This is a genomic window from Paraburkholderia kirstenboschensis (assembly GCF_904848585.1).
Lineage (GTDB): Bacteria > Pseudomonadota > Gammaproteobacteria > Burkholderiales > Burkholderiaceae > Paraburkholderia > Paraburkholderia kirstenboschensis.
In genome coordinates this window covers 1,067,882-1,085,757 of sequence record NZ_CAJHCR010000001.1, presented here as the reverse complement: position 1 = coordinate 1,085,757, position 17,876 = coordinate 1,067,882, and the positions used below count along the sequence as shown (strand labels likewise).

The 17,876-nt window shown below is 63.2% G+C and carries 16 protein-coding genes; 12 read left to right on the top strand and 4 right to left on the bottom strand.

Going from position 1 to position 17,876, the window contains the following annotated elements; genetic code table 11:
* Nucleotides 1-21: 21 nt before the first annotated feature.
* The 3 genes from JMY24_RS04880 to JMY24_RS04870 form a co-directional block, all read right to left on the bottom strand.
* On the bottom strand, nucleotides 22-1,407 hold the full coding sequence (locus JMY24_RS04880) for an MFS transporter (protein WP_128595505.1): 1,386 nt from the start codon (nucleotides 1,405-1,407) through the stop codon (nucleotides 22-24).
* 144 nt (nucleotides 1,408-1,551) lie between these two features.
* Nucleotides 1,552-2,937 carry an MFS transporter gene (locus tag JMY24_RS04875; protein ID WP_128595506.1) on the bottom strand — a complete coding sequence of 462 codons (1,386 nt, stop codon included), beginning with the start codon at nucleotides 2,935-2,937 and terminating at the stop codon, nucleotides 1,552-1,554.
* A 252-nt stretch (nucleotides 2,938-3,189) separates the two neighbouring features.
* The gene (locus tag JMY24_RS04870) at nucleotides 3,190-4,281 is read right to left on the bottom strand and encodes a porin (protein ID WP_128595507.1); all 1,092 of its coding nucleotides are present in this window, start codon (nucleotides 4,279-4,281) and stop codon (nucleotides 3,190-3,192) included.
* A 319-nt stretch (nucleotides 4,282-4,600) separates the two neighbouring features.
* On the opposite strand from JMY24_RS04870, the gene JMY24_RS04865 reads away from it, so the two are divergent.
* The 12 genes from JMY24_RS04865 to JMY24_RS04810 all read left to right on the top strand — a co-directional run bounded on the left by JMY24_RS04865 (nucleotide 4,601) and on the right by JMY24_RS04810 (nucleotide 16,942).
* The gene (locus JMY24_RS04865) at nucleotides 4,601-5,179 is read left to right on the top strand and encodes a UbiX family flavin prenyltransferase (RefSeq protein ID WP_128595508.1); all 579 of its coding nucleotides are present in this window, start codon (nucleotides 4,601-4,603) and stop codon (nucleotides 5,177-5,179) included.
* A gap of 279 nt (nucleotides 5,180-5,458) precedes the next feature.
* Complete coding sequence (locus tag JMY24_RS04860; protein ID WP_128595509.1) at nucleotides 5,459-6,646, top strand: FAD-dependent monooxygenase; 1,188 nt, start codon at nucleotides 5,459-5,461, stop codon at nucleotides 6,644-6,646.
* Between the two features lie 58 nt (nucleotides 6,647-6,704).
* Complete coding sequence (locus JMY24_RS04855; RefSeq protein WP_413231219.1) at nucleotides 6,705-7,244, top strand: VOC family protein; 540 nt, start codon at nucleotides 6,705-6,707, stop codon at nucleotides 7,242-7,244.
* Nucleotides 7,241-8,602: a fumarylacetoacetase gene (fahA, locus tag JMY24_RS04850; RefSeq protein ID WP_201701462.1), complete on the top strand. Its 1,362-nt coding sequence runs from the start codon at nucleotides 7,241-7,243 to the stop codon at nucleotides 8,600-8,602. Before JMY24_RS04855 ends, fahA begins: the two co-directional genes overlap by 4 nt.
* Nucleotides 8,599-9,363: an alpha/beta fold hydrolase gene (locus JMY24_RS04845; RefSeq protein WP_128598685.1), complete on the top strand. Its 765-nt coding sequence runs from the start codon at nucleotides 8,599-8,601 to the stop codon at nucleotides 9,361-9,363. The genes fahA and JMY24_RS04845 overlap by 4 nt, the downstream gene beginning before the upstream one ends.
* Nucleotides 9,364-9,423: 60 nt before the next feature.
* Nucleotides 9,424-10,227: an FAD binding domain-containing protein gene (locus tag JMY24_RS04840; RefSeq protein ID WP_201701461.1), complete on the top strand. Its 804-nt coding sequence runs from the start codon at nucleotides 9,424-9,426 to the stop codon at nucleotides 10,225-10,227.
* Nucleotides 10,228-10,253: 26 nt separating this feature from the next.
* On the top strand, nucleotides 10,254-10,715 hold the full coding sequence (locus JMY24_RS04835; RefSeq protein ID WP_128598686.1) for a CoxG family protein: 462 nt from the start codon (nucleotides 10,254-10,256) through the stop codon (nucleotides 10,713-10,715).
* 30 nt (nucleotides 10,716-10,745) lie between these two features.
* Complete coding sequence (locus tag JMY24_RS04830; protein WP_128598687.1) at nucleotides 10,746-11,255, top strand: (2Fe-2S)-binding protein; 510 nt, start codon at nucleotides 10,746-10,748, stop codon at nucleotides 11,253-11,255.
* The gene (locus JMY24_RS04825; RefSeq protein ID WP_201701460.1) at nucleotides 11,252-13,603 is read left to right on the top strand and encodes a xanthine dehydrogenase family protein molybdopterin-binding subunit; all 2,352 of its coding nucleotides are present in this window, start codon (nucleotides 11,252-11,254) and stop codon (nucleotides 13,601-13,603) included. The genes JMY24_RS04830 and JMY24_RS04825 overlap by 4 nt, the downstream gene beginning before the upstream one ends.
* Nucleotides 13,593-14,318: an enoyl-CoA hydratase/isomerase family protein gene (locus tag JMY24_RS04820; protein ID WP_201701459.1), complete on the top strand. Its 726-nt coding sequence runs from the start codon at nucleotides 13,593-13,595 to the stop codon at nucleotides 14,316-14,318. Before JMY24_RS04825 ends, JMY24_RS04820 begins: the two co-directional genes overlap by 11 nt.
* 35 nt (nucleotides 14,319-14,353) lie before the next feature.
* Nucleotides 14,354-15,919 carry a UbiD family decarboxylase gene (locus JMY24_RS04815; RefSeq protein WP_128594447.1) on the top strand — a complete coding sequence of 522 codons (1,566 nt, stop codon included), beginning with the start codon at nucleotides 14,354-14,356 and terminating at the stop codon, nucleotides 15,917-15,919.
* A 90-nt stretch (nucleotides 15,920-16,009) separates the two neighbouring features.
* Nucleotides 16,010-16,942 carry a LysR family transcriptional regulator gene (locus JMY24_RS04810; protein WP_128594446.1) on the top strand — a complete coding sequence of 311 codons (933 nt, stop codon included), beginning with the start codon at nucleotides 16,010-16,012 and terminating at the stop codon, nucleotides 16,940-16,942.
* A 111-nt stretch (nucleotides 16,943-17,053) separates the two neighbouring features.
* Here JMY24_RS04810 and JMY24_RS04805 read toward each other — a convergent pair whose 3' ends face one another.
* Nucleotides 17,054-17,845 (bottom strand): SDR family oxidoreductase, encoded by a 792-nt coding sequence (locus JMY24_RS04805; RefSeq protein WP_128594448.1) that lies wholly within the window; start codon nucleotides 17,843-17,845, stop codon nucleotides 17,054-17,056.
* Nucleotides 17,846-17,876: the final 31 nt, after the last annotated feature.

The following is a 17,876-nucleotide window of genomic DNA, read 5'->3' as shown; positions in this document are numbered from 1 at the left end:
CCTGCTTACGCAGGTATGCGCTCACGCCATCGACTCGCGTGCCTCTCGCCGCCGGTTCCAGCCCAGCCAAACCGACAACAGCGCGATGAAAACGAAGACGCTCGACACGTTCGTGAAAAGATTCGCAACGGGCAAATGCATCGCCAGCAGCACGCCACCCAGCAACGAGCCGACCACCGAGCCAAGCTTGCCTACGCCGATAGCCGAGCCGACTCCCGCCGAGCGCAACATCGTCGGATAAAGCATGCCGGCCACCGCGTAGAGCGCGAACTGACTGCCGATCACGCATACGCCGCTCATGAACGACGCGCCATAAAGCCACAGTGCCGGCATCGGCATACCGAGCGAGACGCAAACCGGAAGGCCGAGCAATGCGAGCAACAGGATCACGGCGATGCCGTAGCGGTCTACGCAGCGGCATAGCGCGAGCGCGCCGACTGTCCCGCCGACCGGAAACATCATGGCGGCCTTAGCCGCTTGCGCCGGTGGCAGAGCGCTCATGCCGAACAGAATCGGAAGCCAGTTCTGCAGGAAGTGGAGCGCAAGCGAATTCAGCACGAAAAGCGCCCACAGCAAAGGCGTCACGCGGACAAGGCCGTTGCCGAACAACGCGAATGGCGTGGCCCGGATACGCTGTTCATCGTCGACGATATAGCGAATGGCCTGCTGATTTTCCGCGGCCTGCGAAGCGCCATCCAATCCCGCTGCCGAACCCAGGCGACGCGCGATGCGTGCCACTTCCCGCGGCGCGCGCCCTTTGAGGATCAGGAAACGGACAGACTCGGGCAACACGACGAACGACACAATGGCCACCGCGACGGCCGCCACGCCGCCCACCTGGAAAAGAACCGGCCAGCCGAAGCGCGGCAGCATCCACGACGCGATCGCGCCGCCACCGCCCGCGCCAATCGAAAAGCCCGAGAACATCAGCGTGATCCACGTCGCACGCCGCGCCTTGGGCGCATATTCGGACACGAGCGCGACGGTGTTGGGCACCACGCCGCCCATGCCGATTCCCGCGAGAAAACGAAGCGCCGTAAGCTGATCCAATGACGTTGCAAGGCTGCAGGCAAACGTTAGTAAGCCGAACCAGAAGACGCCATAAATAATCGTCAGACGCCGTCCGACGCGATCGCCCATAAAGCCGAGCAGCAACGAACCCACCAGCACGCCGAGAAGGCCGTAGCCGAACAGATGGCCAAACTCAGTGGCCTTGACGTGCCACGCGCGTATCAATGTGGGCGCCGCATACGCCGCGGCGACCTGATCGTAGCCATCGATCAGCACGATCACAAAGCACCATGCAATCAGACACAAAGAAAAGCCGCGCAGCTTTTGCCGCTCGATCAGCGCGGTTATGTCGACCGCGGGTGCAACGGCGTGATTGTTTTCAGGGAGCACATTCATCGCATGCATCCCACGCGAGCGCAGCGTATGGCGCCCGCCGACTCGCGTGCAAAGTAGCGGCTCATCAGGTCTCCTTTATCGCGGCTGTCCATATGCCTCGGACGCCCGCCGTTTGCTTTTATGAACGCGTCTGTCCGTCACAACTCACGAGTCGCCCAGCGCTGAGCGCATCTCCTTGATGCGGGCGTCGTCCTGTTTGTGCTGTTCGCCGAATCGCGCCTTGTACAGTACGGCCAGCACCGTCGAGAAGATGGTGGCGAGCAGAAAGAGACCGGACGCCGCATAGAACATCTGCGAGAAAGGCAGATGCATCGACAGCAGAATGCCGCCGACCACCGGCCCCGATACCGAGCCGATCTTGCCGACTGAGATCGCGCTGCCCACCCCTGCCGAGCGGAACGACGTCGGGTAGATCATGCCCGCGACGGCGTAGAGGCCGTACTGTGCGCCGACCACGCAGAAGCCCGTCGCGAACACTGCAAACATCAGCCACGCCTCGGACATGCCATGCCCAAGGAAAGCAACGACGGGGCAGCCAATCGCCGGCAGGGAGATGATCGCGAGCACGCCGTGACGATCGACGAAGCGGCACAGAATCAGTCCGCCCAGCACGCCGCCCACGGAGAACATGGTCGTGATGAGACCGGCGCTCTGCGGATCGATGCCGACACCTTCCATCAGAATGGGTAGCCAGTTCTGCAGAAAGTACAGCGCCATCGAGTTCACGATGAACACGATCCACAGCAACGGCGTAATTCCACGCAGGCCGTCGGAGAAGATCAGCTTGAGTACGAAGCGCTTCTTTTCCTGTACTTCGCCGGGCACGAACTGCGCGTCGGCCGCAAGTGCAAGTTCCGGACGCAGGCGCGCGACCAGCTTGCGCACCGTTTCGACACTGCGTTGGCGTACCACCAGCAGCTTCGCGGATTCCGGCAGCGTCAGCATCAGCAGAATAGCGACCGCGAGCGAGCCGATGCCGCCTACGACGAACATCACCGGCCAGCCATAACGATGAATGAGCGCCGACGAAACGAGGCCCCCAGAACCCGCGCCGATGGAAAACCCGGAAAACATCAGGGTCACCCACGTGGCGCGCAACCGTTTGGGCGCGTATTCGGCGACCAGCGCCACTGAATTCGGCACCACGCCGCCCATGCCGAGACCGGCGATGAACCGCAGCAGCATCAGTTCATGTAACGAAGTCGCCCACACCGACAAAAGCGTGAGCAGGCCAAAAAACAGACTGCCCGACACGATCGCACGCTTGCGGCCGAACCGGTCGCCGAGATAGCCGAAGATAAACGAGCCGATCAGCGTGCCGAAGAGACCTGCGCCGAATACGGGCCCAAAGCCGCCGCGTGCGACATGCCACTCCTTGATGATCGCGGGCGCAGCGAAGGACACCGCCGTCTGATCGTAGCCGTCCATCAGCATGATGAGGAAGCACCAGAACAGCAAGCCGATGGCGAAACGTCCTGTCTTCTGCTCTTCTATGAGTGTCGAGATGTCGAATGTGCGGTCTGCTTGCATGTGCGTCCCAATGTGCCGATCAGACGGTTGCGCGCTGTTGCTGCGCGCCCCGCTTCTTTCTACTTCCCGCTGGCGCCGCCGAGGGGAGCCTCAATATACGGCCGGCCGGCGGGCTACAGAATCAAAAAATCCCGATCATGAAATCGAAAAAGGTGAAGAAAGCCTGCTGCGCGTGCTCTGCTGTGAATCCGCGCTCTGTGGTCCATGTGCGCTCGCCGTCTTCGCGTCATATGTACCGGCAGGCGCGATGCGTCAAAACATCTGGTTGATACCGATACGCGCAACCGTCTGCGCGCTGGAGCTCGACGGTTGATAGCCGAACTGCTCCGCTTTCGCATTCGTGCCCGAAGCGCGCTGCAAACCGACACCTGCGTAGATCTGCGTGCGTTTGGACAGATAGTGCGTGAGAAACAGGTTGTACTGGTTGTACGTCAGACCGTCGAACATCGAACGGTTGTACGAAATGCCCATCACGTAAAAGCGCTTGCCGCCGCTCAGGTCGATGTTGACGCCGACCTGATAGTTGCGCTCGGTCACCGAGCCATGCGCGTTTTCGAGCTTCACGTCGGTAAACGTTGCGTGCGGAATGAAGTCGCCCGCCGTAACGGAGCCGCCAATCGCAATGGTGCTATAGCGGTCGGCGTTGAACATGGTGCCCTGCTTGAGTTGCTGACCGAGCACCGAGGTCACGCCGAAGACACCGAACAGGTCGGCCGTGCGGTTGTGCGACATCGTGTACGCCGCGCCCAGCTTCACCATGCCGTTCTGGTAACGCGCACCCACGCTGTACTGCCGCCCTTCGCTAAAATTCGTCTGGTTGCCGAAGCTGTTCATCGCACCCGCCTGGAAGCCGCGGTAGTCGATTGACTCGTACTTCACCGAGTTGTCGAGCGCCCGCGTGTTGGCCAGTCCGTCCAGGTTGCCGACGGTGTAGAACGACGAGATGCCCGGCACCGAGTTGTTCAATGCGCCCACGTATTCGTACACGTAGTCGGGAATGTGGCCGAGACTCAGCGAGCCGAACCGGCTGTTCGCAATGCCCACGTACGCGTCACGGTTGAAGAAGCTCGTCGGATTGATCTGTGCGCCGGTGTTGGTCAGAAAGCCCGACTCGAGCCGCGCGAAAACCGTGTTGCCGCCGCCAATGTCCTCCTTGATCAGAAAGCCGAAGCGGTCTGGCGTGCGCTTGCCTGCCGACTCCTGATACAGATGCGCCCCGCGCGAGTTCGAAACCAGATCGACACCCACGTCGACGCTCCCATAGAGCGTCACCGATGACTGCGCGAACGCTGGACACCCCACAACAAAGGCGCAACCGCCTAACAACAGACTCGTCGTTCTCAACAAATGTCTCCAATGTTTTTTTTGCGCCGGCCGCATGTATGCGTGCCGATCCCCATGTGGCGGCTGGCTGCGAGATCGCTGCGCGTTCACTGCGCGTTTCGCTGCCTTTTGCCAGATGTTGGCGAGAGTGTAGCCAATGCATTTAGCGTTTTGAATCGGAAATTATTTATCAACCCATCGAACAAAACGAATAAAGTCTTTAATGGTCGGTAAAAACACCAGGTAGACGCGATTAATTGGCGGCCGCGCTTCTATTAGCGGGAACCCGGTGCTAACATCCGCCGCGTCGAGATTATGGATTTGCATTCGGGAGAACCGTATGGATATGAGAGGCATGCCGCCGCGGCGCATGGTGGTCGGTATTAGCGGCGCGTCGGGCGTCGTCTACGGCGTGCGGCTGCTGCAGTTGCTGCGCAAGCTGGACATAGAAACGCACCTCGTGATGAGCCGGTCGGCGCAAGTGACGCTCGCGCACGAGTCGGACTACAGCGTGGCCGACATCCGCGCGATGGCCAGCGTCTGTCACTCGAACACCGACATCGGCGCGTCGATTTCGAGCGGCTCTTTCCCGATGATGGGCATGATCGTCGCGCCCTGTTCCATCAAGACGCTATCGGAAATCGCCACCGGCATGACGAGCGGCCTGCTCTCGCGCGCCGCCGACGTGACGCTGAAAGAGCGCCGCCGTCTCGTGCTGATGGTGCGCGAGACGCCGCTGCATCTCGGCCATCTGCGCACCATGGCGGCCGTCACCGAAGCGGGCGCAATCGTCTATCCGCCGGTGCCCGCCTTCTATGCGAACCCGGAGTCGCTGACCGATATGGTCGACCATACGCTTGGCCGCGTGCTCGACCTGTTCGGGCTCGACACCGCGACGGTGCAGCGCTGGGGCATGTGAGCCCGCCGTCACGCCCCGGTTAGTTCACAATTACCTTCACAATTACCTCTAATTGCCTTTCAATTACCCATCCCGTTTGCGCAACCGAGGGTTTTCCCAACCCTTTCCCGATTATCAAAATTCAGTGATGAGCCATTCGGATTAATTTGCTTCTTTCGCGTGACGCGCTGAATTAAAGTGATTCCCGATTTCACCGGGTTTACCACTGACAAATATTATCGATTGATTGATAAGCAGGATCGATAAAAGCGCCCATTACGAAAGAGGTCGAATCGTCGAATGAAGATAGTTATTGCAGGCGCCGGTATCGGCGGATTGACGGCCGCTGCCGCGTTGTTGAAAAAAGGTTTCGATGTCACGGTCTTCGAGCAGGCGCAGGCGCTCAAGGAGATCGGCGCCGGCGTGCAACTGAGTCCGAACGCAACCCGCGTGCTGTATCAGCTCGGCGTGGGCGACGCGCTTCAGGGGCTCGCCTGCGAACCGCTCGGCAAGCGCGTGCGTCTGTGGAACACGGGCCAGACCTGGCGGCTGTTCGATCTGGGCGCCGAATCGCGGGAAATTTACGGCTACCCCTACTTCACGCTGCATCGTGCGGATCTGCATCAGAAACTCGCCGACGTAGTGCGCGCAATGAAGCCGGACGCGATCCGCCTGAACCATAAGGTGGAGAGCTTTACGCAGCACAACGGCAAGGTGCTGGTGCAGGCCGTGAACGGCGAAACGTGCGAAGGCGACCTCCTGATCGGTGCGGACGGCGTGCATTCGCGTGTGCGGCACGCGCTCTTCGGTCCCGACGAGCCGGTGTTCTCAGGCGTGATGGCGTGGCGTGGCGTGATCGACGCGAGCAGGCTGCCCGAGCATTTGCGGTCGCCGTATGGTGCGAACTGGGTCGGGCCGGGCGCGCACGTCATCCACTATCCGCTGCGCGGTAACGGCTTGATCAACTTCGTCGGCGCCATCGAGAAGTCGGGCTGGCAGGTCGAATCATGGTCCGAACGCGGCACGCTCGAAGAATGTCTCGCCGATTTCGAAGGCTGGCACGAAGACGTGCGTACGCTGATTTCCGCGATCGATATCCCTTACAAATGGGCGCTGATGGTGCGCGAGCCGATGACCCGCTGGAGCCACGGCCACGCCACGCTGCTTGGCGATGCGTGCCACCCCACGCTGCCGTTTCTCGCGCAAGGCGCCGGCATGGCGATCGAGGACGGCTATCTGCTCGCGCGCTGCCTCGAACGCCATGCGCACGACGTGCCTCGGGCGCTGCAGCGCTATGAAGCGCTGCGGCTCGAGCGCACCTCGAAGGTCGTGCGCGGATCGGCGGCCAACGCAACGCGCTTTCACAACCCGCAGCTGGCCCACGCGGAAGGCGCCGCCGCCTACGTCGATCGGGAATGGAGCGAGGAACGCGTGAAGGAGCGCTACAACTGGCTGTTCGAATACAACGTCGACACGGTCGAGGTCTGATCCGCGCTGACTTTCATTCGACGCTGCCCCGTACGACCCAGCAATACAAGGAGACACTGTGTCCATCGCTCTCAACCCCGCGGCGCCGGTGCTAGGCCTGCATCACTTTGCGTGGCGCTGCCGCGACGCGGAAGAAACGCGTCACTTCTATGAAGACATTCTCGGCCTGCCGCTCGTGCACGTGATCCGGCTCGATCGTGTACCGAGCACCGGCGAACATTGCCCTTACGTGCACCTGTTCTTCGAAATGGCCGACGGTTCGAACATCGCGTTCTTCGATCTGGGCGACGCCACGGCCGCGCTTGCGTCGCCGAACACGCCTGCGTGGGTCAATCACATTGCGCTGCGCCTCGAAACACTCGATCAGCTCGAATCGATGAAAGCACGCCTGATCGGCAACGGCGTGGACGTGCTCGGTGTCACGGATCATCACTTCGTGCGCTCGATCTACTTCTTCGACCCGAATGGCTTGCGGGTCGAGTTGACAGTGCCCGTTGCGCCCGCCGAAGAACTCGCGGGTTATAAAATGCGGGCCCGGCCGGCGCTCGACGCGTGGACCGCTGAAAAAAGCAAAGCATCGGAGACACGCCCCGCATGAGCGCGCTCAATCCCACGCACGATCCGGCGCGTCGCAGCTGGATCGAATCGGCGAACACCGGTAACGCGGATTTCCCCATCCAGAACCTGCCGTTTGGCGCATTCGTGCGCGACGGCGAAGCGCGCACCGGCGTCGCAATTGGCGATCGCATCGTGGATCTGCGTGCGGTGCATGACCTGGCGCTGCTGGACGGCGACGCGGCGCTTGCCTGCGCGGCGGCTCGCGACGGCACGCTGAACGCGTTGATGGCGCTCGACACCCGCCATGTGAGCGCCTTGCGCGCCGCGCTGTCGGCGCTGCTCGAATACGATGCGCCCGCACGTCCGCGGCTCGAGTCGTCGATCGACGCCGTGCTGCCGCGCATGAGCGATGTGGAACTCACACTGCCCTGCACGATTGGCGACTACACCGACTTTCTGACGTCGCTCCATCACACCGAGCGGCATGGCCGCTACAAGGGCCTCGTCGACCCGCTTCCTCCTGCGTTCAAGTCGCTGCCGATCGCATACCATGGGCGGGCTTCATCGCTGCGCGCGAGTGGCGGCGCAGTGCGGCGCCCCTACGGCCAGTATCGCGACGCGGACGGCAACGTGTGTTTCGGCCCCGCGCCGATGCTCGATTTCGAACTGGAACTCGCTGCCGTGATCGGTCGCGGCAACGAACTCACGCAAGCCGTTCCAGTCGACCACGCTCGCGCTCACATCTTCGGCTATTGTTTGCTCAACGACTGGTCGGCCAAAAGCATTCAATGGTTCGAGCAGGTGCTCGGGCCGTTCCTTGGAAAAAGCTTTCACTCGAGCATCTCGCCGTGGATCGTCACCGAGGAAGCGCTCGCACCGTTTCGCAAGGCAGCGCCTCGGCGCGCGGCGAACGATCCGGTTGTCCTGCCGCATCTTCTCGGCGAAGAAGACCAGCAAAGCGGCGGTCTGAATCTGCAGCTTTACGCGCATCTGTCCACGGCTGCGATGCGGCGCGTGCGCATCGATCCGGTGCGGATCACGCATACGCGTCTCGACAATCTGTACTGGACGTTCGCGCAGATGGTCGCGCATCACACGAGCAACGGCTGCAATCTGCGCACGGGCGACCTGCTCGGCAGCGGCACGATTTCCGGTGCGAGCGATGAGTCGCGCGCCTGTCTGACCGAATTGACCAATGCCGGCAAAAACCCGCTGACGCTGCCGGGCGGCGAATCGCGCGTCGCGCTCGAAGACGGCGACGAAATTGTGCTGAGCGCGCGAGCGAGCGCGCCGGGCGCCGTGTCGATCGGATTCGGCGAATGCCGCGGATATATCGCTCCCGCTTTGCCGTACCCCCAGCGTTCAACGCATCAACGCACGGAGAGCACTGAATCATGACGACGCTCAACGGCTTCGCGCAGTTCGGACATGGTCCGCACAAGGTCATCGTGCTGAACGGCTGGTTCGGCAGCTCTTCCGACTGGAACGCGCTCACGCCCGCGCTCGATCCTGAACGCTTCACCTACGCGTTCTTCGACTATCGCGGCTACGGGCTTTCGCGCGACATTCACGGCGCATTCACGTTCGACGAAGTGGCAAGCGATGTGCTCGCCCTCGCCGACCATCTCGACTGGTGGCGCTTCAGCCTGGTCGGCCACTCGATGGGCGGCATGGCGATGCAACGCGTGCTGCTCGCGGCGCCGGAACGCATCGTGAAAATGGCGGGCATATCGGCCGTGCCCGCATGCGGCTCGCGCATGGACGACTCGCGCCTCGCGATGTTTTCCGCCGCAATCGACGACGTGGCCAGGCGCGCAGGCATCATTCACTTTTCGACGGGCAGCCGGCTTGCCGCGCGATGGAGCGCGCACCTCGCACAGCAATCGCAGCGCGAGTCGCGGCGCGAAGCTTTCGCGGCGTACCTGCCGCATTGGGCAACGGGCGATTTTGCCGCGCAAGTGGCAGGCAATCCGACGCCGGTCAAGCTGTTTGTGGGCGAACATGATCCGGCTATCACCGCGGATCTGACAACGGGCACGTGGCTGAAGTGGTATCCCAATGCCGCGCTGGAAACGTTGCCCAATGCCGGGCACTACGCAATGTACGAAGTGCCGGTGGCGCTTGCCACCGCACTCGAAAACTGGCTCTCGCAGCCGTAACGGACCGCATCCAGCAGTCAGGCATGCGCACGAGAAGACGCACATGCCGCAGGAGACACAATGTACGAAACCACCTATCTGCGCGCGGCATCGCTTGACGAGGCTGTCGGCTGGCTGCGCGAGCATGAAGAAGCGCGGCCGCTGTCGGGCGGCATGACGCTCATTCCCACACTCAAGCAGCGCCTCGCCGCACCGTCGCACCTGGTCGATCTCACGCGGATCGACGCACTGCGCGGCATCGAAGTGCGCGGCGGCGTTTTGCGCATTGGCGCGCTGACGAAACACGCGGAAGTGGCGGCCTCGACCATCGTGCGCGGCGCGATTCCGGCGCTCGCGTATCTGGCAGGTGTCATTGCCGATCCGCAGGTGCGCAACCGCGGCACGCTCGGCGGCTCGGTCGCGAACAACGATCCCGCCGCCGACTACCCCGCCGCCGTGCTCGGCCTGAACGCCCACGTGCTCACGTCGTCGCAACGCCGCATTGCCGCCGACGAATTTTTCGTCGACACGTTCGAGACCGCGCTCAGCGCGGACGAACTCGTCACCGCGATCGAGTTCGCGATCCCGGCGCGGGCGTCCTATGCGAAGTACCGGCATCCGGCGTCCGGCTACGCGGTGGCCGGCGTATTCATCGCCCAGTACGACGATGCGATCCGCGTCGCGGTGACGGGCGCGGGCGCGTCGGTGTTCCGCTGGTTCGATGCGGAAAACGCATTACAGCAGGACCTTTCGCACGCGGCGCTCGCGTCGCTGTGCATCGACCGCGATACGCTCCCCGACGACGACAACGCGTCGGCGCCGTATCGCGCCCATCTGATCGAAACCTATACCCGCCGCGCGTTGCACGCGCTGCTCGCGCCGTAACGGCGCGTTCATCGAGGAGACAATGAATGGAATTTACCGGATCGCAAACCATCGCGGCATCGCGCGAACAGGTATGGCAAGGACTCAACGACGCATCCGTGCTGCAGGGCTGCGTTCCTGGCTGCGAGTCGTTCGAGGCCGAAAGCGAAGACCGCTACAAGGCGGTCGTGGTGGCTTCGGTCGGACCCGTGAAAGCGCGCTTCAAGGGCACGCTCGATCTGTCCGATCGCGACGCGCCGAACGGCTATAGGATCGTCGGCCAGGGCGAAGGCGGCATCGCGGGCTTCGGCAAGATGACGGCAACCGTGACGCTCGCCGACGCCGAAGACGGCACGCTGCTCACCTATGTGGCGCAAGCGCAGGTCGGCGGCAAGCTTGCGCAGATCGGCTCGCGTCTCGTGTCCTCGGTGGCCAACAAGCTCGCCGCTGAATTCTTCAAGCGCTTCAACGCAACGCTCACCGCAACGAGCCAGAGCGCCGCGCAATGAGCGTGCAAGAACGGGAAACACAGGTGAATCATGGTTGAAGTCCAATTGCAGGTGAACGGCGCGGACGTCACGCGCGACGTACCCGATAACACGCTCCTGGTCGAGTTCCTGCGCGAGCATTTGCGCCTCACGGGCACGCACGTCGGTTGCGATACGAGCCAGTGCGGCGCGTGCACGGTGCATCTCGACGGTCAGGCCGTCAAGTCCTGCACCGTCCTCGCGGCGCAGGCGAGCGGAGGCCAGGTCGTCACGGTGGAACGTCTCAATGCGAAGTGCGGCGGCAAGCTCCACCCGGTGCAGGATGCCTTCGTTCAATGCCACGGGTTGCAATGCGGCTTCTGCACGCCGGGCATGATCATGTCGAGCGCGTTCTATCTGCGCGAAGAGCCGGCGCTCGACCAGGCGAGCATCAGTCATGCGCTGGAAGGCAACATCTGCCGTTGCACGGGTTATGTGAACATTATCGAAGCGGTTCGTCATGCGGCGCGCGAAATGTACCCGGATGCGCCGTTCGCGAAGACGGAGGCGCGCACGTCATGATCGGCAAACCGATACCTCGCGTCGAAGACCAGCGCTTCGTTACCGGCCGCGGCCAGTACACGGACGACATCCACGTCGACGGACAGTTGCATGCGGCCTTTTTGCGCTCGCCGCATGCGCACGCCGTGTTGCGTTCGATCGACATCGCCGCCGCGCGTGAAGCGCCCGGCGTTATCGCAGTGCTCGTCGGTCAGGATTATCTCGACGACGGCTTCCAGGGCGTGGACCATGTCCCTAATCCTGTCGATGCGATCGACGCGACCAGAAAGGCTTTCCTCACGTCGCTAACGGGCTCGATCTTCAATCAGCCGCATATTCCGTTGCCGACAGATCGCGTGCGCTATGTGGGCGAGGCGATCGCCATGGTGATCGCCGAGACGCCACTGCAGGCGCGCAACGCAACGGAGTTGATCGAAGTCGATTTCGACGTGCTCGACGCCGTCGTCAACGGCGTCGACGCGATGCAGCCGGATGCGCCGCAACTGTGGGACGGCGCGCACGGCAACCTGTGCTTCCAGACGCAGATCGGCGAGCGCGAACGAGCGCGCGAGATCATCGCCGGAGCCGATCATGTGGTGCGCCGCGAGTTCCATCACAGCCGGCTCGTCAATTGCCAGATGGAGCCGCGCAGCGCAATAGGCGCTTATGACGCGGCAACCGACGTATACACGCTGATCTCAGGCAGCCAGGGCGCCGTGCGCCAGCAGCTTTGCCTCGCGCTCGCGCTGAAGGTGCCGCCTGCGCGCGTGCGCGTCGTATGCCCGGACACCGGCGGCGGCTTCGGGCCGCGCTCGTTCATTTACGTCGAACAGCTGGCTGTAGTGTGGGCCGCGCGCCGCATCGGCCGGCCCGTGAAATGGACGAGCGATCGCAGCGAAGCGTTTCTCTCCGACTATCAGGGGCGCGATGCGATTATCCGCTCGGCCATCGGCTTTTCAAAAGACGGCCGCATTCTCGCAATCGACAACGAGTGGATCGGCAACGTCGGCGCGCACACGGTCTCGTATGTGCCGATGTCGAACGGCACGCGCATCATGACGACCGTCTACCATGTGCCCGTGGCCGCCGTGCATGTGAGTGCGGTATTGACCAACACGGTGCCGACGGCGCCTTATCGCGGCGCGGGCCGTCCCGAGGCAACGCATGTGATCGAACGCATGCTCGACCTCGCCGCGGCGGAACTGCACATCGATCGCGCGGAAATTCGCCGCCGCAATCTCGTGCTGCACGACAAGCTGCCCTATCGCAGCCCCATGGGCCTCACGTACGACAGCGGCGACTTCGCGCGCAATATGGCGCGCGCCCTGACGCTCGCGCAATGGGACAGCTTCGAGGAGCGCCGGGCGCAGTCCCGCGCCAATGGACGGCTGCGCGGCATCGGCCTCGCCAACTACATCGAGTCGCCGGTCGGCGCGCCGCGCGAGCGCATCGAGCTGACCGTGCACGCGGACGGCAGCGTCGATATCGTGTCGGGCACGCAATCGACCGGACAGGGCCACGAAACTACTTTTGCGCAAGTGATCGCGCATCACCTGGGCGTACCGATGGAAGCCGTGAAGCTGCGCACGGGCGACACCGCGTTCGTGAGCGTGGGCGGCGGCAGCCATTCGGATCGCACGATGCGGCTCGGCGGCATGCTGCTTGTCGATACCGCAAACCAGATCATTGCAACGGGCAAGCGCGTGGCCGCGGCGCTGTTCGACGTGGACCCGCAAAGCGTCGAATTCGCCGATGCGCACTTCACGGTGCCGGCTAGCGGCCAGCAAGTGAGTCTGGCCGACATCGCGCTACACGTCTCGAAAGACGGATTGCCCGGCGCGCCCTCCACGAAGACGCTGCACGCGCACGCGGAGGTCACCGCTCGCGTGCCCGCGCATCCGACGGGCACAGCCGTCTGCGAGCTCGAGATCGACCCGGACACCGGCATGGTGGCACTCGTGAACTACACATCGGTGGACGACGTGGGCCAGCCGATCAATCCATTGATCGTCGAAGGTCAGGTGCACGGCGGCCTCGCGCAAGGCATCGGCCAGGCGCTGTCCGAGGGCTTCTATATGGACCGCGAGACCGGACAGGTGCTGACCGGCTCATACATGGACTACGGCATGCCGCGCGCCGGCGTGATTCCGCCGCTCAATGTCGAGTTGACGGAAGATCCGACGCACGGCAATCCGCTGCGCGTGAAAGGCGGCGGCGAAAGCGGCATCACGCCTGCCACGGCCACCATTTTCAACGCGCTGGCAGACGCACTGCGCGAGTACGGCAACGACGAACTCGCAATGCCGGCCACGCCGAAGGTCGTCTGGGAATACATTCACCGCGCGCAAGGAGGCGCTCATGTCAACTGAATCCGTGGCTATTCGCCGTCAGGGCGCGTTGCTCGAAGTGGTGCTCGACAGGCCGGAGAACGGCAACCTGATCGACCAGCCGATGAGCGATGCGATCATCGCAGCCGTTAGCACGATCGACGACGACACCAAGCTCGTGCGCATCGTCACGAGCGGCAAGGACTTCTGCAAAGGGCGTCAATCGCCGATGCCGCCGGCCGGCGCGAAGCCGTCCGCGGAAACGCTGCGCCGCGTGGTCGCCGCGCCGCCGCTCGCGCTGTACGATGCGCTGAAGGCCGTGCGGGTGCCGGTGCTGTCCGTCGTGCGTGGCGAGGCGATCGGCGTGGGCTGTGCGCTCGCGGGAGTGTGCGACGTCGCGCTCGCCGCCGACGACGCCGTCTTCCAGATTCCCGAGATGGAGCGCGATATTCCCCCGACGCTCGTCATGTCGGCACTGCTCGGACGTGTGCCGGTTAAGACGGTTGCGCATATGGTGCTGAGCCGCGCGCGGCTCTCGGCTCATGAGGCGCTGGCAGCGGGACTCGTGAGCCGCGTCGTGGCCGCCGCGTCCCTCGACGCCGAAGCCGATGCGCTCACCGAAACGCTGCTCGGTTGCAGTGCGGTCACGCTGCGTGCGGTCAAGCAGTTTCTGCACCTCGCTCCGGAGATGCCCGCCGCGGCTTCGAGCGGCTTTGCAGCGCATCTCGCAGCCACCGCGCTGTCAGCACGCTTCTGAAGGCCGCGCGCCGGCCTCTGCACAAGGACACTACATTGAGACCCAAGACCACCATTGCTTCCACCGCGCAAGGCGCGCAATTGCCCGACCTGGAGCGCTTCCGGCTGCGGCGCTTTCTCGAATCGCTCGACGAGACCGAACTCGAGCGGCGCAACGAGCCCGTCGATCTCGCGGATATCGCCGGCATCATGGAAGGCAATCCGCGCGCCGTGTGGTTCGCGAAACCGGCAGGCGGCAGCGTGTCGCTCGCGGGCAGCGTGGCGGCTAGCCGCTCGCGCCTCGCTCGGGCATTCGACACGACGCCTGGCCAACTGCTCGAAGTCGTGCGCGATCGTCTGCGCACGAAAGGCAAGCTCGTCGAAGTGAGTCGCGAACAGGCGCCCGTTCAACAGGTCGTGCTCACCGGCGACGCTTGCGACTTCACCGCGCTACCCGTGCATTTGCAGCACGACCTGGATGGCGCGCCGTATATTTCGGCGTCGATCGATTTCGCTGTCGACCCCGACACCGGCTGGACCAATGTCGGCATTCGCCGGCTGATGCTGCGCGGGCGACGCATTGCCGGAGTCGACCTCGTTGCGCCGTCCGATCTGCGCGCGATCTCGATTGCGCATTCGAAGCGCGGCGAGCGACTGCCGATCGCGTTCGCCGTGGGCTCGCATCCCATCGATCACGTTGGCGCGACGATGCGGATTCCCGCCGACGAGCTCGAACTCGTTGCAGCATTGCGCGGCGCACCGATGGGTGTGGTCAAATGCGTCACCAACGACCTGCTCGTGCCCGCCGACGCGGAGTTCATCCTCGAAGGCTATCTCGACGAGCGCGGCCACGCGGAACCCGAAGGCCCTTATGGCGAATTCCTGGGCTATTACGGCGGCATTAAGACCAACCCCGTGTTTCATCTGACCGCCATCACGCATCGCAAGGACGCCGTGTTTCAGACGTGCACGATTGGAGGCCGCACGATGGCGCGCACCGATACGGCTCAACTGGCCGCGCTGCGCACGGAAGTGACCGTATGGCGTGCGCTCGAAACGGCTGTGCGGGAAATCAAGGCGGTCTATGCGAGCCCGGCAACGGGCGGCATGTTCAACGTGCGTATCGCGATGCAACAACGCGTTCCGGGCGAAGCGCGCAACGCCATCGCGGCTGTGTTCGCGTCGCTCGCCAACGTCAAGCACGTCTTCGTGGCCGACCCCGACATCGATATCTTTTCCGACGAACAGATGGATTGGGCACTCGCCACACGCTTTCAGGCCGACCGCGACCTCGTGATGCACAGCGGCATGCGCGCGATGCCGCTCGACCCTTCTCTTGCCGGGGCGACGGTGACCGCGAAGCTTGGCTTCGACCTCACGCTGCCGCTGCTGCGTCCGGGCGAAGAGCGCGATCTGGAACATCGCGTGCCGACGCCGCCTGCTCTCACCGGCGCGCGTTTCGAGTCGCTCGAAGCCGCGCTCGAACACGGCCCCAAGCGTTTCACCGAACTGATGTCCGCGGCAGGAACGCGCGACGGGCGCGAAGTGGTGCGTTGGCTCGAAGATACGGCCGCGCGCCGCGTCACTGTTCGCGACGACGAGGGACGATACGGATTTGCATGACAGGTCGGGTGTGTCCCGGTCGCGGACATTCGTGCACGGCGATAGAATCCGGGCAGCCCTCTCGTGCCCTGCCCCCAAGGATCGTCGCAGATGAATCTGTCCCTGAAGCAACTCAAGGTGTTTCTTGGCGTCGCAAACGCGTCGAGTTTTACAAAGACCGCACAGAGCATGCATCTGAGTCAGGCAGCGCTGAGCGCGATCATCCGCGAACTGGAGACGCAACTCAATTGCCGGCTGTTCGAGCGCACCACGCGGACTGTCGCATTGACGGAAGCGGGCCGCCTGTTCTATCCGACGGCCATGAAAATCGTCGACACGCTCGAGAAGTCCGTTATCGAACTGAACGAGCTTGGCCGGCAGAAAAAGGCTTCGTTGCTGCTGGGCTGCACGCCCATGATCGCCGCGAGCCTCATGCCGCAAGTGCTGGCGCGTTTCGCCGAGACGAGTCCGCAAGCACAGCTCGAACTCGTCGACCGTCCTCCAGGCGAGCTCCTGAAGATGGTTGAGGAAGGCGATCTCGACGCGGCGTTCGGCATCTTCTTTTCGCAACTGTCGGGCATAGATCGCGTGCCCATTTTTCCGACGCGGCTCGTCGTCGTGTCATCGACAATGGAAGGCGCGCATGGAATCGGCAAGGTGCCGCGCGACGGCGTGCAATGGCGCGCGCTCGAAGGGCTGCCGCTCATAACCTTGCCGAAGGACAACCCGTTGCAGCGGCTGATAGAAGCTTCGCTGTCGAAAGAAGAAGTCACTGCGGGACGGCGGACGGTCGTGGGTCACCTGCAGACCGCCGTCGCAATGGCTCACGAAGGACTTGGCGTCGCGATCATGCCGTCGTTCTGCGAACACATCTGCCGTCACTATCAGGTGCGCATCGACGTGATCCGGCCCGAAGTGGAATTTTCGTTCTATCGGATCACGCGCAGCGGCCGCGATACGCTGCCCGCGTTGGATCAGTTCACGCAAATGTTCGCGGCGGCGGCGCAGCTTAGTCCATCCAACGCGGCTTCGAGAGCAAGGTAAGCGCCTTGGCGTGCGCAGCGCCCCGTTACCCGCATTCGCGACGCGTAACCACGTAACCGTGCAACGTTCCAACGCCGCTTCGCCGTCTCCCGCATACAAGCCGGCATCGCTTCATAAATACTCGACGTTGCCATCCACGCTGATTGCCTGCCCCGTCACATTGCTGCCCGCCGGCGACGCGAGAAACAGTGCCATTGCCGCGATGTCGTCGACCGTCACCATGCGGCGCAGCGAGATCTTCTTCAGATACTCTTCGCGCATCGTGTCAAACGGAATACCAAGGGCCTCTGCACGAGCGGAGATCACGCGGTCCATCCGTTCGCCTTCCACCACGCCGGGCAGGATCGCGTTGACGCGGACATTGCTCGGCCCGAGCTCCGCAGCGAGCGATTTGACCAGCCCCACGATTGCCCATTTCGTCGACGCGTATGGGGTTCGGAACGGATACCCCAGACGTCCCGCGACAGATGACATCGCGATGATGCTCGCGCAGTCCGATGTCTCCTTCAGCACCGGCACCGCCTTGCGCAGGAAATAGAACTGACTGTTGAGATTAGTGGAAACAGTGCTTTCCCATTGCGCGGGGTCGAGTTCCTCCACGGCCCCCGTAGGTCCCGCGATGCCGGCGTTATTGACCAGAACATCGAGTCCGCCGAGCTTGCGCCGCGCGTCGTCGATGATCTGATCGACCTGTGCCTGCTTCGACACGTCGGCGATACCCGCGTGCAATTTGGGGAACCGCAATCTGGCCTCATCGATGGCGGCCTGGTTTACATCACAGATATAAACCTCTGCTTGCGCCTCGATGAACGCTTCGGCGATCGCCAAGCCGATCCCCGCAGCACCTGCCGATATGAATACCCGCAGCCCGGGCCTCGGCTTCAAAAGATCAATGATGCTCATGCTCGTGCCTCTCTCATGTTTTTCATATCGC

Coding starts and splice junctions, on each gene's coding strand:
- JMY24_RS04880 (WP_128595505.1), bottom strand. CDS start 1,407: ATGAATGTGCTCCCTGAAAACAATCACGCCGTTGCACCCGCGGTCGAC.
- JMY24_RS04875 (WP_128595506.1), bottom strand. CDS start 2,937: ATGCAAGCAGACCGCACATTCGACATCTCGACACTCATAGAAGAGCAG.
- JMY24_RS04865 (WP_128595508.1), top strand. CDS start 4,601: ATGGATATGAGAGGCATGCCGCCGCGGCGCATGGTGGTCGGTATTAGC.
- JMY24_RS04860 (WP_128595509.1), top strand. CDS start 5,459: ATGAAGATAGTTATTGCAGGCGCCGGTATCGGCGGATTGACGGCCGCT.
- fahA (WP_201701462.1), top strand. CDS start 7,241: ATGAGCGCGCTCAATCCCACGCACGATCCGGCGCGTCGCAGCTGGATC.
- JMY24_RS04845 (WP_128598685.1), top strand. CDS start 8,599: ATGACGACGCTCAACGGCTTCGCGCAGTTCGGACATGGTCCGCACAAG.
- JMY24_RS04840 (WP_201701461.1), top strand. CDS start 9,424: ATGTACGAAACCACCTATCTGCGCGCGGCATCGCTTGACGAGGCTGTC.
- JMY24_RS04835 (WP_128598686.1), top strand. CDS start 10,254: ATGGAATTTACCGGATCGCAAACCATCGCGGCATCGCGCGAACAGGTA.
- JMY24_RS04830 (WP_128598687.1), top strand. CDS start 10,746: ATGGTTGAAGTCCAATTGCAGGTGAACGGCGCGGACGTCACGCGCGAC.
- JMY24_RS04825 (WP_201701460.1), top strand. CDS start 11,252: ATGATCGGCAAACCGATACCTCGCGTCGAAGACCAGCGCTTCGTTACC.
- JMY24_RS04820 (WP_201701459.1), top strand. CDS start 13,593: ATGTCAACTGAATCCGTGGCTATTCGCCGTCAGGGCGCGTTGCTCGAA.
- JMY24_RS04810 (WP_128594446.1), top strand. CDS start 16,010: ATGAATCTGTCCCTGAAGCAACTCAAGGTGTTTCTTGGCGTCGCAAAC.
- JMY24_RS04805 (WP_128594448.1), bottom strand. CDS start 17,845: ATGAGCATCATTGATCTTTTGAAGCCGAGGCCCGGGCTGCGGGTATTC.